Origin of the sequence: Micromonospora sp. NPDC048909 (genome assembly GCF_040649635.1) — a bacterium.
Classification (GTDB): Bacteria; Actinomycetota; Actinomycetes; order Mycobacteriales; family Micromonosporaceae; genus Micromonospora.
This window is the reverse complement of sequence record NZ_JBEZFU010000001.1, coordinates 973819-988906: the sequence shown is the minus strand read 5'-3', so window position 1 is coordinate 988906 and position 15088 is coordinate 973819. Positions and strand designations below refer to the sequence as shown.

The following is a 15088-nucleotide window of genomic DNA, read 5'->3' as shown; positions in this document are numbered from 1 at the left end:
GCAATCGCCCGATCCACCCTCGTCGGCGACCGTCAGGGGGCCGGTGGGAGCGCGGCGTGCCAGCGGCTGTTCCACTCGTCGCGGAGGCGGGCCGCGGCGTCGTCGTCCAGGCCGTAGCTGCTGACGGTGAGGCTCACCGGGGCCACCTCGCCCGCGTCGAGCGGCTGCTCGGCCAGGGCGGTCAGCAGCCGGCCGTCGCCGTCGACCACCATCCGCAGATAGCCGCTCCGGTGCCACAGCTCCCCCGGTGGCAGGGCGGCGAGCAGCTGCGCGCCGGTGGCCGCGCCGGTCAGGTAGACGGTGCGCCGAGGCTCGACCGGTTGCCGTTCGAGCAGGAAGCGCAGCTGCTCGAAGAAGGCCCGCCAGCCCTCCAGGATCAGGTTGAAGGCGTCGTCGCCGTCACCGGGCATGACCACCCGCACCAGCGTCCGCCCGTCGTCGCCGGCGAGCACGATCTCCGAACCGTCGGCCATCGCCAGCCGGCCGGGCGGGAAGCGCTCGGCGTGGTCGACGAAGATGTGGCGGATCTCGTCGGCCAGGCCGTCGTACTCCCAGCCGAACCACTGCCCGATCTCGGCCGGCTCGGTCAACGCCGCCCAGACCCGGTCGATCGGCGCGGCCACCGCGACCTCGACCGTCAGCGCCTCCGGTTCGATCACCGATGCTCCCCTCGTCGTTCGGATGTCATCCCGGCCGCGTCGCGTCCAGGGCCGCGCGGACCAGGGCGAGCGCCGCAGCGGGCGGCACGCCGAGCCGGCGTGCCTCGGCCGCGTAGTCGGTGGCCACCCGGTGCAAGCGGTCCATCGCATCATCCCGGCCGGGTGCGACGAATGTGCCGTGCCGGCCCCGGGTCTGAAGCAGGCCGGCCGATTCCAGCTCCCGGTACGCCCGGGCGACCGTGTTCGCGGCCAGGTTCAGATCGGCGGCGAGCTGCCGGACGGTGGGCAGCCGGGTGCCGACCGGCAGCCGGCCGTCCCCGATCATCTCGGCGAGCTGCCCGCGCAGCTGCTCGTACGGTGGCACGGACGACCCCGCGTCGACCGAGATCAGCAACGCCCGCTCCCCTCTGGTCACACCGCACCGCCCGGGGTGCCGGGCCCGGCTTCGTCGTCGATGTCGTCCGGCGCCGGGCCCTCCGCCAGGTCGACCACCCGGCCGCGGGTGCTGGTCGCGGCGAGCGCCGCGCCGAAGAGCACCAGTTGGTTGAGCAGGTAGAGGTAGAGCAGCAGCCCCACCGCGCCGGCCACCACCGTGTACGCCGGATTCCGCTCGGTACGCACCACGTAGTAGCGCCCGACCGTGTTGAGCAGCGTGATGCCGATCGCGACCAGCCACACCACCGGGCGCAGCCGGGCCCGGCTCATCCGCAGCCGGGGAATCGCGACCAGCAGCAGCACGGCGAGCACCGCGTTGACCAGGATGCTGAGCAGCGCGCTCAGCGTGGTCAGGCCGAGTGAACCGGTGCTGCGCAGCAACCAGCGCAGCACCGACTCCAGCGCGTCGACAGCGGCCACCGAGCCGCCGAGCAGCACGAAGACGACGACCATGACGCCGATGTCGACCAGCCGGCGGATCACCAGGTTGCCGGGCTGCTGGTTCAGCCCGTACATCAGCCGCTGCGAGGAGCGGATCGCCTCGATCCAGCCGATCCCGGTGAAGGCCAGGATGACCAGGCCGACCACGCCGACCGTGCCGCTGCTGTCGGCGATCTGCACCGGGTCGAGGAACGGCAGATTGTCCCGGAGGAAGTCGGCTGCGGCGGAGCTGACCTCGTCGTTGTCGTCCAGGATCGCGCCGAAGATGGCGTACGCGACCAGAGCCAGGGCGAAGACCGCGAAGAAGCCGTAGTAGGCGATCGCGGCGGCCAGCCGGCCGCCGAGCACCTCGGCGTAGAGCGCGCCGGCCCGCCACACGTGGTCGAAGACCGGCGATCGACGGCGGGCGGCGCTCACCCGGCGGTCGATGGCCGCCTCGACCCGACCGATCACGTTCACGCCGTCATCCTCGCCGATGTCGGCGGGTCGTGGGGGTAACCGCCGTCGGGCGCGCCCACACCCCGGTCGTCAGCCGCCGAGCCGGAAGTCCCGGCGCGGCTGCCACCGGGTCTGCCCATGGGAGAAGAGAGTGAACCCGGCCACCTCGAACACGGCCGAGAAGTCGGCCAGGTCCTCGTACGCCTTGTCCAGCGCCTCCGGCGCTACGTCCTGCGCCACGGTGACGTGCGGGTGGTACGGGAAGCGCGCCTCTCGGCGCAGTTCCGGTGCGGCGTTGATCGCGGCGGCGAGCAGTTCGCACTCGCTGATCCCGGCGGCCACCGCCACGAAGACCACCTGGGTCACCGGCCGGAACGTCCCGGTGCCGCGCAGGTGCAGGGTGAACGGCAGGTGGGCGCCGGCGACCGTGGCCAGGTGCCGCTCCACGGCGGGCAGCGCGGTCGCCGGAATCTCGGTCGGCCCGAGCAGCGTCACGTGCGCCGGGACCGCCAGCGGATCGCCGGCCTCGACCCGCCGCCGGGTGAGCACGCTGCCCCACGGCTCGGGGATGTCGACGGCGATGCCGATCTGGAGGGCGTCACCGGCCTCCGGCGACCCGTCCCTGCGGTCCACGCTGCGCGCCACCTCTCCGGCCACCGGCCCCTTCATCCCGTCCCGCGTCGCGCCGCGGCGCTACTCGCCGCGCACCGGCGGGAAGAAGCCCACCCGCTCGTACACCGCGCGCAGCGTCGGCGCGGCCACCGCACGGGCCTTCTCGGCGCCGGCGGCGAGCAGCTTGTCCAACTGGGCCGGGTCGTCCAGGTAGGCCCGGGTGCGCTCCTGGATCGGCCGGACGAACTCGGACACCACCTCGGCCAGGTCCTTCTTCAGATCGCCGTAGCCCTTGCCGGCGTACGCGCCGACCAGCTCGTCGGTGCTGCGGCCGCTCAGGGCGGAGTGGATGGTCAGCAGGTTGGAGATGCCGGGCTTGCCCTCGGCGTCGAAGACGATCTCCCGCCCGGTGTCGGTGACCGCGGAGCGGATCTTCTTGGCCGAGCGGGCGGGATCGTCAAGCAGGTCGATGATGCCGGCCGGCGAGGACGACGACTTGGACATCTTCGCGGTCGGTTCCTGCAGGTCGGTGATCTTCGCGGTGTCCTTCACGATGTGCGGGGCGGGCACGGTGAAGGTCTTGCCGAACAGCGAGTTGAACCGCTGCGCCAGGTCTCGGGAGAGCTCCAGGTGCTGACGCTGGTCCTCGCCGACCGGCACCGCGTGCGCCTGGTAGAGCAGGATGTCGGCGGCCTGCAGGATCGGGTAGGTGAAGAGGCCGACGCTGGAGCGCTCGCTGCCCTGCTTCTGCGACTTGTCCTTGAACTGGGTCATCCGGCTGGCCTCACCGAAGCCGGTGATGCAGCCGAGCACCCAGGCCAGCTGCGGGTGCTCGGGCACCTGCGACTGGACGAAGAGGGTGCTGCGCTCCGGGTCGATGCCGACGGCGAAGAGCTGGGCGGCGGCCACCCGGGACCGCTGCTTGAGCACCTTCGGGTCGTGCCCGGCGGTGATCGCGTGCAGGTCGACCACGCAGTAGAACGCGTCGTGGGTCTCCTGCAACGCCACCCAGTGCCGCACCGCGCCCAGGTAGTTGCCGAGGTGGAACGAGTCGGCCGTCGGCTGGATGCCGGAGAAGACGCGGGGGCGGGCGGGAACGTCGGACATGCCGGCAATTCTGTCAGCAAGCCGGGGCGGGCGTCATGACGGGCCGGCGGGTCGGCCGCCGCTCGCCGCCGTCGGCGCCGTGACCTCACGTCGCTGCTCGGGCAGGCGCACGGCGGAGACGGCGAGCCGCGCCACCCGCCGCCCGTCCAGTGCCAGCACCCGCAGCAGCCAACCGCCGGCCGGGTCGCCGGGCTCCGGGGCGGCGGCGTCGGCCGGCCCGGGCGGCACCGGCACCTCGTCGCCGACGACCGGCAGCCGGCCCAGCGCCGCCATGACGAACCCGCCCACCGTCCCGTACGGCCCGGGCGGCAGCGTCACTCCGGTACGTTCGGCGAAGTCGGCCAGGTTGAGCCGACCGTCGACCACCGCGGGCAGCCCGGCGCGCACCGGGTCGGGCGCGTCGTCGTACTCGTCGTGGATCTCGCCGACCAGCTCCTCGATCAGGTCTTCGAGGGTGACGATGCCGGCGGTGCCGCCGTACTCGTCGACCACGACCGCCAGGTGGTGCCCCTCGCGGCGCATCTCGGTCAGCGCGGCGAGCACCCGCTTGCTGCCGGGCAGCCGCTTCACCTCCCGGGTCAGCTCGCCGACCGTGCCGCACCGGTCGGTCTCCGGGCGGAGCAGCACGTCGCGCAGGTGGACGAAGCCGACCACGTCGTCGTGGGTGCCGTCGGTGACCGGGTACCGGGTGTGCGGCTCGGCCCGGACCAGACGGGCCGCCTCGTCGATGGAGAGCCCGGCGGGCAGGAACACCACCTCGGTGCGGGGCATCATCACCTCACGGACCAGGCTCGCCCCGGCGACCAGCACCTCGTCGATGATCCGGCGCTCGTCCGGGTCGAGCAGGGTGTTCGCGGCGACCAGGTCGCGCAGCTCGGCTTCGCTGATCCGCTCCCGGCCGGCCGCCGGGCTGGCGCCGAGCAGGTCGGTGACGAGGCGGGTGGCGGCGTCGGCGGCCCGGACGACCACGCGGGCGACAGCTCGGGCTACCGGGCTCGGGTCAGGGCGGGGCGGCCGCCGCACGCGTCGCCGGTGCTCGGGACCGCCCGCTTCCCGCATGCCAGAGATGGTAGACACCTGCGCCCTTCCAGCACCGGCTTTCCGGCCGGCTCGGGCCGCCGGCTTCCGCACGCCGGGCATGTTCAACTCTGTTGAATCATGAGAGTTTATGATGGAATCAGGATGACCGCAGGCACGGCCGGGCTCCGGCCGCCACCGTAGGGTGATCACCGAAGGGCCGCGTCCCGGGCCGGCCAGGCAGGAGGCAACGACGTGAAACTGCTCGTCACCGGCGGTGCCGGGTTCATCGGCAGCGTGGTGACCCGGATGCTGCTCGACGCCGGCCACGAGGTGGTCGTCCTCGACGACCTGCGCACCGGGCACCGCGAGGCGCTCGCCCCCGACGCCACCCACGTCGACGCGTCCATCCACGACGCCGCCCGGGTGCTCACCCCGCAGGCCGGCTTCGACGGCGTGCTGCACTTCGCCGCCCTCATCGCCGCCGGCGAGTCGATGGTCAAGCCGGAGCTCTACTGGCACACCAACACGATCGGTTCGCTCGCCCTGCTCGACGCCGTCCGGGCCGCCGGGGTGCCCCGGCTGGTCTTCTCCTCCACCGCCGCGGTCTACGGCAACCCCACCGAGCTGCCGATCCCCGAGACCGCGGTGAAGGCCCCCACCAACACGTACGGGGCCACCAAGCTCGCCGTCGACATGGCCCTGACCTCCGAGGCGATCGGGCACGGGCTGGCCGCCGTCTCGCTGCGCTACTTCAACGTCGCCGGCGCGCACCTCGAGGGCGACGTCGCGCTCGGCGAGCGGCACGATCCGGAGACCCACCTGATCCCGATCGCGCTGGAGGTCGCCGCCGGCCGGCGGGAGAAGCTCCAGCTATTCGGCGACGACTACCCCACCGTCGACGGCACCTGCGTGCGCGACTACATCCACGTGGCCGACCTGGCCCGGGCCCACCTGCTCGCGCTGGACGCGGCCACCGCGGGCCAGCACCGGATCTACAACCTCGGCAACGGCAGCGGGTTCACCAACCGGCAGGTGGTCGACGTGGTCCGCGAGGTCACTGGGCACCCGCTGCCGGTCGAGGTCGCGCCGCGACGCGAGGGCGACCCGTCCGAGCTCGTCGCCTCCTCCCGGCTGGCCCGCGAGGAGCTGGGCTGGGTGCCGCGCAAGCCGACCCTGCACGACATGGTCGGCGACGCCTGGGCCTTCTACCGCACGCACATTTTGGAGCAGGCATGACCGACGTCGCCGACCGCGCCACCGCGGGCTTCCAGCGGGAGTACGGCGCCGCGCCCGCCGGCCGTTGGGCGGCACCGGGCCGGGTCAACCTGATCGGCGAGCACACCGACTACAACGACGGCTTCGTGCTGCCCTTCGCGCTGCCGCTCCGGACGGTGGCCGCCGCCGACCGGCAGGACGGCCAGCGCTGGACGGTCTGGTCCGAGCTCTCCGGCGAGACGATCACGTTCGACGCCGACGACGTCGCCGAGCCCGGCCGGGTCACCGGCTGGGGCGCGTACGTCGCCGGGGTGGTCTGGGCGCTGCGCGACGCCGGTCACGCCGTACCCGGGGCCCGGCTGGCGATCGCCTCCGACGTGCCGCTCGGCGCCGGGCTCTCCTCCTCGGCCGCGCTGGAGGCGGCGGTGCTGACCGCTCTGGTCGACCTGGGCGGCCTGGACCTGCCCGCCGCCCGGCAGCCCCGGCTCGCCCAGCGCGCCGAGAACGCCTACGTCGGCGCGCCGACCGGAATCATGGACCAGTCGGCCGCGATCCGCTGCCGCGACGGGCACGCGCTCTTCCTCGACTGCCGTACGGAGGAGGTCGAGCACATCCCGTTCGACCTGCACGCCGCCGGGCTCGCCATGCTGGTCGTCGACAGCCGGGCACCGCACCGGCACGCCGACGGCGAGTACGCGGCCCGCCGCAAGTCCTGCGAGGCCGCGGCCGACCGGCTCGGCGTGACCGCGCTGCGCGACGTCGGCGTGGACCAGCTCGACTCGGCGCTCGCCCGGCTCGACGACGACGAGACCCGGCGCCGGGTCCGGCACGTGGTCACCGAGGACCAGCGGGTGCTCGACACCGTGGTGCTGCTGCGCGCCGGCCGGGTCGGCGAGATCGGCCCGCTGCTGACCGCGTCACACGCCTCGATGCGCGACGACTTCGAGATCACCGTGCCGGAGATCGACACCGCGGTCGAGGCCGCGCTCGCCGCCGGCGCGCTCGGTGCCCGGATGACCGGCGGCGGCTTCGGCGGCTGCGTGCTGGCCCTGGTCGAGGCGGACGCCGCCGACGCGGTCGCCGAGGCCGTCACCGCCGCCTACGCCGAACGCGGCTTCCAGACCCCCGCCCACGTCACCGTGCTCCCGGCCCCCGGCGCCACCCGCCTGAACTGAGCCCCCCGTTCCCGTCGAGTTGATCAAGAGGTTTGCGTCAGGATCCGGCCGGGACATGACGCAAACCTCTTGATCATCGAGAACGGGAACGGCAGCGGGAACGGGAACGGTGCGTAGGGGCGGGGTGGGAGGGGGTCAGGAGGCCTCGACGATCATGCCGGCGCCGACGGTGCGGTTGGTGGTCTCGTCGATGACGACGAAACCGCCGGTGGTGCGGTTGCGGCGATATTCGTCGGCCAGCAGCGGGACGGTGGTCCGCAGCCGCACCCGGCCGATCTCGTTGAGCCGCAGCTCGCCCGCCGACTCGTCGCGGTGCAGCGAGTTGATGTCCAACCGGTAGTGCAGGCCGCGCACGATCGCCCGGGCCGACCGGGTGGTGTGCTTGATCGCGTACTTGCCGCCGACCTGCAACGGGCGGGTCTCGTCCATCCAGCAGATCATCGCCTCGATGTCCTGGGCCACCGCCGGGGCGTTGTTCGGCCGGCAGATCAGGTCGCCCCGGGAGATGTCGATCTCGTCGGTCAGCCGTACCGTCACCGACATCGGCGGGAACGCCTCGGCGACCGGCCCGTCGGCGGTCTCCACCGCGGCGATCCGGCTGGTGAACCCGGACGGCAGCACCATCACCTCGTCACCCGGCTTCAGCACACCCGAGGCGACCTGGCCGGCGTATCCGCGGTAGTCGGTGACCGTGGTCGACTGCGGACGGATCACGTACTGCACCGGGAAGCGGACGTCGACCAGGTTGCGGTCCGAGGCGATGTGCACCCGCTCCAGGTGGTGCAGCAGCGACGGCCCCTCGTACCAGGGCATGTTCGCCGAGCGCCCGACGATGTTGTCGCCCTTCAGCGCGGAGACCGGCACCACGGTCAGGTCGGGCACCTCGAGCTTCGCGGCGAACGCGGTGAACTCGTCGGCGATCCGCTCGAAGACCTCCTGCGAGTAGTCGACCAGGTCCATCTTGTTGACGCAGAGCACCAGGTGCGGCACCCGCAGCAGCGAGCAGAGGAACGCGTGCCGGCGGGACTGCTCCACCAACCCCTTGCGAGCGTCCACCAGGATCAGCGCGAGGTCGGCCGTCGAGGCGCCGGTGACCATGTTCCGGGTGTACTGGATGTGCCCGGGGGTGTCGGCGATGATGAACTTCCGCCGTGGGGTGGCGAAGTACCGGTACGCCACGTCGATGGTGATGCCCTGCTCCCGCTCCGCCCGCAGGCCGTCGGTGAGCAGCGCCAGGTTGGTGTACTCGTCGCCGCGCGCCGCGCTGACCGCCTCGACCGCGGCCAACTGGTCGGTGAAGAGCGACTTGGTGTCGTAGAGCAGCCGCCCGATCAGCGTGGACTTGCCGTCGTCCACGCTGCCCGCGGTGGCGAACCGGAGCAGATCCATTGGCCGGGCCTCCGGTGTGCCGGTGGCAGCCGGGGCTTCCGTTGCGTCCGCGCCGGCCGGCGCGACGGTCTCGGCGGTCATCAGAAGTAGCCCTCCCGCTTGCGGTCCTCCATGGCGGCCTCACTGACCCGGTCGTCACCGCGGGTCGCGCCGCGCTCCGTGAGCCGGGTCGCCGCCACCTCCTCGATGACCTTCTCCACGGTGTCGGCGTCGGAGCGCACGGCCGCGGTGAGGGACGCGTCGCCCACCGTGCGGTAGCGCACCCGCGCCTTGAACCGCTCCTCGCCGGCCCTCGGGCGGAAGTACTCGTTGACCGCGTAGAGCATCCCGTCGCGGTCGATCACCTCGCGCTCGTGCGCGTAGTAGATCGACGGCAGCGCGATCCGCTCCCGGGCGATGTAGTGCCAGACGTCCAGCTCGGTCCAGTTGGAGAGCGGGAAGACCCGGATCGACTCGCCCGGGTGGTGCCGGCCGTTGTAGAGCGACCAGAGCTCCGGGCGCTGGTTCTTCGGGTCCCACTGGCCGAACTCGTCGCGGAAGCTGAACACCCGCTCCTTGGCCCGGGCCTTCTCCTCGTCCCGACGGGCACCGCCGAAGAGCGCGTCGAAGCGGTGCTTCTCGACCGCGTCGAGCAGCACCGGGGTCTGGATGCGGTTGCGCGTCCCGTCGGCCGGCTCGCGCACCAGGCCACTCGTCAGGGCCTCGGGCACGCTCGCCACCACCAGCTGCAACCCCAGCTCGGCGACGCGCCGGTCGCGGTACTCCATGACCTCGGGGAAGTTGTGCCCGGTGTCGACGTGCATCACCGGGAAGGGGATGTTCGCCGGGGCGAACGCCTTCTGGGCCAGCCGGAGCATCACGATCGAGTCCTTGCCGCCCGAGAAGAGCAGCACCGGCCGCTCCATCTCGGCCACCACCTCGCGCATCACGAAGATGCTCTCCGCCTCAAGGGCAGCCAGGTGCGAGACCTGGTAGGCGGCGGGGGCGGTCACGACCGGGCCTCGAATCGCTCGCTCATCCGGTTTCCAGACCTTTCAGGTCGGGGAAGTCAAGAAGTGCCTCAGGCTACCCGGAATGGCGCTGCAACGCTGCAAGCAGCCGGGGGGCGAGATCCTTGCGGCAGACCAACAGGTCGGGCAGGCGCGGATCCGCTTCGTTGTATTTCAGCGCAGAACCATCGATCCGGGAAGCGTGCAGTCCGGTGGCCGTCGCCACAGCCACCGGCGCCGCCGAGTCCCACTCGTACTGCCCGCCGGCGTGGATGTACGCGTCCACCTCGCCGGTCACCACCGCGGCGATCTTCGCTCCGGCCGAACCCATCGGCACCAGGTGCGCCCCCACATCCTCGGCCAGGTCGGTGAGGAACACCGGGGGACGGCTCCGGCTCGCCGCGAGTCGGATGATCCGCGCGCCGGCGGTCGCCGCCTCCAACGTCATCGGCGGGTACGCCGGCGGATAGTCGGTGCCGAGCACCCGGTGCTGCGCGGGCAACCCCACCGCGCCGGCGATCAGTCCGTGCGGGCTCGGCGCGGTGCGCGCCCAGAGCGCCACGTGCACCGCCCAGTCCGTCCGCCCGTCCTCGGCGAACTCCCGGGTGCCGTCGAGCGGGTCGACGATCCACACCCGGTCCGCGGTCAACCGGGACACCGCCCCGGCGTTCACCTCCGCCGCCCAGGCCAGTCGCGACCCCTCGTCCTCCTCGGAGAGCACCGCGTCGCCCGGGCGCCACTTGGCCAGCTCGGTGCGGATCAGGTCGTGCGAGACCTTGTCCCCGGCCGACTTCAACGCCCCCGGGTCGGCGAAGCCCATCTCCGCGCGCAGCCCGAGCAACGCCTGCCCGGCCCGGCCCGCCAACCACCGGGCGAACGCGCCGTCGATCATCGGAGGACTGCCCATGACTACCGCTCCCGTCGCCTCGCCACGGCCCGGGTCGTCCGCCGGACCGTCCCGCCGCGACCCGCGTCGCCGGTCGCGCCACGCCGAAAGGCGCAGACTACCGGCCCGGTACGCCCGATCCGGTGTGCCCCGCCCGGTGTCAGCCGCCGTGGTACAGGTTCTGCGTCGGCTCCACGCCCCGGGCGATGACCGACTCCACCACATCGGCCGCCCGGTCCACCAGGAACTCCAGCTCCTTGCGCTCGACCGGGCCGAAATCCGACAGTACGTAGTCCGCCGGATCCTGCCGGCCCGGCGGCCGGCCGATGCCGAACCGGACCCGCACGTACTCCTTGGTGCCGAGCGACTTCGACATCGAGCGCAGCCCGTTGTGCCCGCCCTCGCCGCCGCCGCACTTCACCCGCAGCTGCCCGTAGCCGATGTCCAGCTCGTCGTGCACCGCGATCACCTGGCCCGGGGCCACCTTGTAGAACTGGGCCAACGCGGCCACCGGCCCGCCGGAGAGGTTCATGTAGGTCAGCGGCTTCACCAGCACCAGCCGGGGCCCGCCGAAGCCCAGCCGCCCCTCGGCGACCTCCGCCACCGCGCGCCGGTGCCGGCCGAACTTCGCGCCGATCCGCCCGGCCAACAGGTCGGCCACCAGGAAGCCGACGTTGTGCCGGTTACCGGCGTACTCCCGGCCCGGGTTGCCCAGGCCGACCACCAGCCACGGCCCTGCCTCGTCCGTCACGACCCGCCCTTCCCGCCGTCGAACTCACCCGATACGCCGACAGGCGCCCCCGAACGCTCGGGGACGCCTGTCGCACAGTACGAACCGATCAGGCCTCGGTACGGGCCTCGGTGTTCTCGGCGCCCTCGGCGGCCGGGGCGGCATCCGCGCCCTCGGAGCCCTCGGTGACCTCGCCGACCTCGGCCTCGGCCTCCTCGGTGGCCTCCTCGACCTCGGGCAGCGTCGCCTCGAGCTGCTCGGCGGTCGGCGCGGCGGTCACCGCGGCGACCGGCAGCTCCTGGTCGACGGCCAGCTCGACGCCGGACGGCAGCGTCACGTCACCGGCGGTCACCTGGGAGCCCGCCTCCAGGCCCTCGATCGAGGCCTCCAGGTGGTCGGGGACCTTGGTGGCGTCGGCGGTCACCGAGAGGGTGTCGTGGTCGTGCACGATCAGGGTGTCCTTCGCGGCCTCGCCGGTCAGCTGGACCGGGACCTCGACGGTGACCTTCTCGCCCCGGCGGACCAGCAGCAGGTCCACGTGCTCGAAGGTGTCCTTGATCGGGTCACGCTGGATCGCCTTCGGCAGCGCCAGCACCTGGGTGCCGTCGGTGATGTCGATCGCGAACAGCTGGTTGGCGCCACCCTTGCGGATCGCGGCCGCGAACTCACGGGACGGCAGCGCGATGTGCTTGGGCTTCTCGCCGTGGCCGTACAGCACGGCGGGCACCTTGCCGGCCCGGCGGGTACGACGGGCACCACCCTTGCCGAACTCGGTACGGGGCTCGGCGCTGATCTTTACCTCGGACACGGCGAAACTCCTGATGCTTTTTGCGCGGCGGCTTGTCGACTTGCGGTGCTGGGGCGAGGGGCTCGCTGGGGCTCATGCGTCATGAACGACTGCCCGGAGCACCGCGTCGATGACGGTGCCTCCGTGCGGCGCTTCGTCAGCGGCCCGCAGGGCACCCTCGCCGTGGCAACCGCACCAGTCTACCCGAGGGAATTCCCGACTCTCCGCCAGTCCCCACATCGCCGTTCCCGCCGGTGCTCGGCACCGGCGGGAACGGCGGAAAAGGTCAGCTCAGGCCACCGAAGAGGGTGGTCACCGAGCCGTCGTCGAAGACCTCCCGGATCGCCCGGGCCAGCAGCGGCGCGATCGACAGCACGGTGATCTTGTCGAGCTGCTTCTCGGGCGGCAGCGGCAGCGTGTTGGTGACCACGACCTCGCTGATCGGGCTGTTCTTCAACCGCTCGGTCGCCGGGTCCGAGAGCAGCGCGTGGGTGGACGCGACGATCACGTCGGCCGCGCCGGACTCCTTGAGGATGTCCGCCGCCCGGCAGATCGTGCCGCCGGTGTCGATCATGTCGTCGACGATCAGGCAGACCCGACCCTCCACGTCGCCGACGACCCGGTTCGCCACCACCTGGTTCGGCTTCATCGGGTCGCGGGTCTTGTGGATGAACGCCAGCGGGCAGCCGCCGAGCCGGTCGGTCCACCGCTCGGCCACCCGTACCCGGCCCGAATCGGGTGCCACCACGGTCATCGGCCGGCCGGCGTACTTGTGCTCCACGTACTCGGCGAGGATGTCCATCGCGAAGAGGTGGTCGACCGGGCCGTCGAAGAAGCCCTGGATCTGCGCGGTGTGCAGGTCGACGGTGAGGATGCGGTTGGCCCCGGCAGTCTTCAGCAGGTCGGCGATCAGCCGGGCCGAGATCGGCTCCCGGCCGCGGTGCTTCTTGTCCTGCCGCGCGTACGGGTAGAACGGCAGTACCACGGTGATCCGCTTGGCCGACCCGCGCTTCAGTGCGTCGATCATGATCAGGGTCTCCATGACCCAGGTGTTCACCCCGTGCGTGACGGACTGCACCACGAAGGCGTCCGAACCACGCACCGAGTCCCTGAACCGTACGAAGATCTCGCCGTTGGCGAACTCGTACGCGTCGGCCGGCGTCGGCGCGACGCCGAGCACCTCACCGATCTCCTTGGCCAACTCCGGAAAACCACGCCCGGTGAAGAGCATCAGACTCTTGCGGTTTTCGGCGACGATGCTGCCCATGGGCCCGTCTGCTCCCGTTGGTCGGTGTGACCCGGCACTGCACGGTGGTGGTGGGCCGGGACTATTCGGTTGCAGTATCTCCCGTGGCGGACGCACCGCCCACCGTCTCGGCATCCCCGTGGATTGCCTCACTGTCACTTGCCAGCCGTGCCTCGTCCGGCGCACCCTCGGCGGCCCGCAGGGCCCGCTCGGCCGCCGCCGCCGAGACCGTTCCCGGCCGCTTGCGAGCCACCCAGCCCTCGACGTTGCGCTGCGGCGCCCGGGTCACGCCCAGCGCCCCCGGCGGCACGTCCTGGGTGATCGCGCTCCCGGCCGCCACGTAGGCCCCGGCGCCCACCTCGACCGGGGCGATCAGGCTGGTGTCGCAGCCGATGAACGCCGCCTCGCCGACGATGGTCCGGTTCTTGTTCACCCCGTCGTAGTTCACCACGATCGTCGCCGCGCCGATGTTCGCCTTCGCCCCGATCGTCGCGTCACCCACGTACGACAGGTGTGGCACCTTCGCACCCGGGCCGACCTCGGAGTTCTTCACCTCGACGAACGTGCCGACCTTCGACTTCTCGGCGAGCCGCGCGTCCGGCCGCAGGTAGGCGTACGGGCCGACGCTGGCGCCCGGGCCGACCTCGGCGCCCACCGCGTGGCTGCGCAGCACGGTCGCGCCGGCGCCGACCACCGTGTCGATCAGCGTCACGTCCGGGCCGACGACCGCCCCGGTGCCGACCACCGTGGCGCCGCGCAGCTGGGTGTTCTGGTCGATCACGGCGTCCCGGTCCAGTGCCACGGTCACGTCGATCCAGGTGGTCTCCGGGTCGAGCAGGCTCACCCCGGTACGCATCCAGCCCTCGTTGATCCGGTCGCGCAGCAGCCGGCGCAGCGCCGCCAGCTCGACCCGGTCGTTGCAGCCCAGCGTCTCCACGTGGTCCGCCGCGACGTGCACGGTCACCGGCTCGCCCGCCGAACCGAGCAGGCCGAAGACGTCGGTCAGATACTCCTCGCCCTGGTCGTTGTCGGTGGAGAGCTTGCCCAGCGCGTTGCGCAGCCGCGCCACGTCGAACGCGTAGATGCCGGCGTTGATCTCCCGGATGGCGCGCTGCGTCGCGGTCGCGTCCCGCTCCTCGACGATCTGCTCCAACTGGCCGTCGGCGGCCCGGACGATCCGACCGAGGCCGGTCGGGTCGGGCACCTCCGCGGCGAGCACCGTGGCCGCCGCGCCGGCCTGCTCGTGGGCCTGCACGAGAGCGCTCACCGTCTCCGGGCGGAGCAGCGGCACGTCTCCGTTGATCACGATCACGGTGCCGGTGGCGTCCGGCACCGCGTCCAGCGCGATGCGTACCGCGTGACCGGTGCCGAGCTGCTCGGCCTGGAGCACTCCGGTGGCGTCCGGGGCGATCTCGGCGAGGTGGGCGCGGACCTGGTCGGCGCCGTGGCCGACCACCACCACGGTGCGATCCGCGGCCAGCGGCCCCGCCGCGCTCAGCACGTGGCCGAGCAGCGTACGACCGAGCAGCGGGTGCAGCACCTTGGGCAGCGCCGACTTCATCCGCTTGCCCTCACCGGCGGCGAGCACGACAACGGTGCGGGGGTGAGGCTGGGACACGACGTGGGCTCCCGTCGGCAGGCGGACACTCTCGCGGCCATGCTAACCAGAGGGTGTGGGGGGATTGTCCGATACCCCGTGCGCGGGAAGTCCTGAGGAAGCTCGGCCGCCAGGATTCGAACCTGAAACTCAAGAGCCAAAATCTTGGGTGTTGCCAATTACACCACGGCCGATCAGCGACGCGAGATGCCTGCCGCCCGCGGGCCTTCCTCGCCCCGCCGCTACACCTTAGCGCCCCGGCCCGGCGGCGCCATCGCTCATTCCCACCATGATCCCTCCGCGTCCCGCACCCCGGACGGACAGCGGGCCGGTCGCGCACCGGAACTCTTCCGCGCAGAACG

The 15088-nt window shown here is 72.2% G+C and carries 15 protein-coding genes and 1 tRNA gene; 2 read left to right on the top strand and 14 right to left on the bottom strand.

Annotated features, from left to right (window positions below):
- Nucleotides 1-32: 32 nt before the first annotated feature.
- The 6 genes from AB0C04_RS04810 to AB0C04_RS04785 all read right to left on the bottom strand — a co-directional run bounded on the left by AB0C04_RS04810 (nucleotide 33) and on the right by AB0C04_RS04785 (nucleotide 4751).
- Nucleotides 33-659 (bottom strand): SRPBCC domain-containing protein, encoded by a 627-nt coding sequence (locus tag AB0C04_RS04810; RefSeq protein WP_357048301.1) that lies wholly within the window; start codon nucleotides 657-659, stop codon nucleotides 33-35.
- A gap of 25 nt (nucleotides 660-684) precedes the next feature.
- Nucleotides 685-1074, bottom strand: coding sequence for a GntR family transcriptional regulator (locus AB0C04_RS04805; RefSeq protein WP_357048298.1), 390 nt, complete (start codon nucleotides 1072-1074; stop codon nucleotides 685-687).
- Nucleotides 1071-1994 carry a YihY/virulence factor BrkB family protein gene (locus AB0C04_RS04800; RefSeq protein ID WP_357048294.1) on the bottom strand — a complete coding sequence of 308 codons (924 nt, stop codon included), beginning with the start codon at nucleotides 1992-1994 and terminating at the stop codon, nucleotides 1071-1073. Before AB0C04_RS04800 ends, AB0C04_RS04805 begins: the two co-directional genes overlap by 4 nt.
- A gap of 69 nt (nucleotides 1995-2063) precedes the next feature.
- On the bottom strand, nucleotides 2064-2642 hold the full coding sequence (locus AB0C04_RS04795) for a 2'-5' RNA ligase family protein (RefSeq protein ID WP_357048291.1): 579 nt from the start codon (nucleotides 2640-2642) through the stop codon (nucleotides 2064-2066).
- 24 nt (nucleotides 2643-2666) lie between these two features.
- Nucleotides 2667-3692, bottom strand: a complete 1026-nt coding sequence (gene trpS / locus AB0C04_RS04790; protein WP_357048288.1) for a tryptophan--tRNA ligase — start codon at nucleotides 3690-3692, stop codon at nucleotides 2667-2669.
- Nucleotides 3693-3725: 33 nt separating this feature from the next.
- The gene (locus AB0C04_RS04785) at nucleotides 3726-4751 is read right to left on the bottom strand and encodes a hemolysin family protein (RefSeq protein WP_357048285.1); all 1026 of its coding nucleotides are present in this window, start codon (nucleotides 4749-4751) and stop codon (nucleotides 3726-3728) included.
- 267 nt (nucleotides 4752-5018) lie between these two features.
- On the opposite strand from AB0C04_RS04785, the gene galE reads away from it, so the two are divergent.
- Both galE and galK read left to right on the top strand, forming a co-directional pair.
- Complete coding sequence (gene galE, locus AB0C04_RS04780; protein WP_357049123.1) at nucleotides 5019-5948, top strand: UDP-glucose 4-epimerase GalE; 930 nt, start codon at nucleotides 5019-5021, stop codon at nucleotides 5946-5948.
- The gene (galK, locus tag AB0C04_RS04775) at nucleotides 5945-7102 is read left to right on the top strand and encodes a galactokinase (RefSeq protein ID WP_357048282.1); all 1158 of its coding nucleotides are present in this window, start codon (nucleotides 5945-5947) and stop codon (nucleotides 7100-7102) included. Before galE ends, galK begins: the two co-directional genes overlap by 4 nt.
- 135 nt (nucleotides 7103-7237) lie before the next feature.
- On the opposite strand, the gene AB0C04_RS04770 is transcribed toward galK, so the two are convergent.
- The 8 genes from AB0C04_RS04770 to AB0C04_RS04735 all read right to left on the bottom strand — a co-directional run bounded on the left by AB0C04_RS04770 (nucleotide 7238) and on the right by AB0C04_RS04735 (nucleotide 14920).
- Nucleotides 7238-8572 (bottom strand): GTP-binding protein, encoded by a 1335-nt coding sequence (locus AB0C04_RS04770; protein ID WP_357048279.1) that lies wholly within the window; start codon nucleotides 8570-8572, stop codon nucleotides 7238-7240.
- Nucleotides 8572-9483: a sulfate adenylyltransferase subunit CysD gene (cysD, locus tag AB0C04_RS04765; RefSeq protein ID WP_350867484.1), complete on the bottom strand. Its 912-nt coding sequence runs from the start codon at nucleotides 9481-9483 to the stop codon at nucleotides 8572-8574. Before cysD ends, AB0C04_RS04770 begins: the two co-directional genes overlap by 1 nt.
- A 73-nt stretch (nucleotides 9484-9556) precedes the next feature.
- The gene (locus AB0C04_RS04760; RefSeq protein WP_357048274.1) at nucleotides 9557-10387 is read right to left on the bottom strand and encodes an inositol monophosphatase family protein; all 831 of its coding nucleotides are present in this window, start codon (nucleotides 10385-10387) and stop codon (nucleotides 9557-9559) included.
- A gap of 139 nt (nucleotides 10388-10526) precedes the next feature.
- Nucleotides 10527-11117, bottom strand: a complete 591-nt coding sequence (pth, locus tag AB0C04_RS04755) for an aminoacyl-tRNA hydrolase (protein WP_357048271.1) — start codon at nucleotides 11115-11117, stop codon at nucleotides 10527-10529.
- Between the two features lie 88 nt (nucleotides 11118-11205).
- Complete coding sequence (locus AB0C04_RS04750) at nucleotides 11206-11904, bottom strand: 50S ribosomal protein L25/general stress protein Ctc (protein WP_357048268.1); 699 nt, start codon at nucleotides 11902-11904, stop codon at nucleotides 11206-11208.
- A 265-nt stretch (nucleotides 11905-12169) separates the two neighbouring features.
- The gene (locus AB0C04_RS04745; protein WP_350867491.1) at nucleotides 12170-13150 is read right to left on the bottom strand and encodes a ribose-phosphate diphosphokinase; all 981 of its coding nucleotides are present in this window, start codon (nucleotides 13148-13150) and stop codon (nucleotides 12170-12172) included.
- Between the two features lie 61 nt (nucleotides 13151-13211).
- Nucleotides 13212-14747, bottom strand: a complete 1536-nt coding sequence (gene glmU, locus AB0C04_RS04740; RefSeq protein ID WP_357048263.1) for a bifunctional UDP-N-acetylglucosamine diphosphorylase/glucosamine-1-phosphate N-acetyltransferase GlmU — start codon at nucleotides 14745-14747, stop codon at nucleotides 13212-13214.
- A 101-nt stretch (nucleotides 14748-14848) separates the two neighbouring features.
- A tRNA-Gln gene (locus AB0C04_RS04735) sits at nucleotides 14849-14920 on the bottom strand.
- Nucleotides 14921-15088: the final 168 nt, after the last annotated feature.

Coding starts and splice junctions, on each gene's coding strand:
- AB0C04_RS04795 (WP_357048291.1), bottom strand. CDS start 2,642: ATGAAGGGGCCGGTGGCCGGAGAGGTGGCGCGCAGCGTGGACCGCAGG.
- trpS (WP_357048288.1), bottom strand. CDS start 3,692: ATGTCCGACGTTCCCGCCCGCCCCCGCGTCTTCTCCGGCATCCAGCCG.
- AB0C04_RS04785 (WP_357048285.1), bottom strand. CDS start 4,751: ATGCGGGAAGCGGGCGGTCCCGAGCACCGGCGACGCGTGCGGCGGCCG.
- galE (WP_357049123.1), top strand. CDS start 5,019: ATGCTGCTCGACGCCGGCCACGAGGTGGTCGTCCTCGACGACCTGCGC.
- galK (WP_357048282.1), top strand. CDS start 5,945: ATGACCGACGTCGCCGACCGCGCCACCGCGGGCTTCCAGCGGGAGTAC.
- AB0C04_RS04770 (WP_357048279.1), bottom strand. CDS start 8,572: ATGACCGCCGAGACCGTCGCGCCGGCCGGCGCGGACGCAACGGAAGCC.
- AB0C04_RS04760 (WP_357048274.1), bottom strand. CDS start 10,387: ATGGGCAGTCCTCCGATGATCGACGGCGCGTTCGCCCGGTGGTTGGCG.
- AB0C04_RS04745 (WP_350867491.1), bottom strand. CDS start 13,150: ATGGGCAGCATCGTCGCCGAAAACCGCAAGAGTCTGATGCTCTTCACC.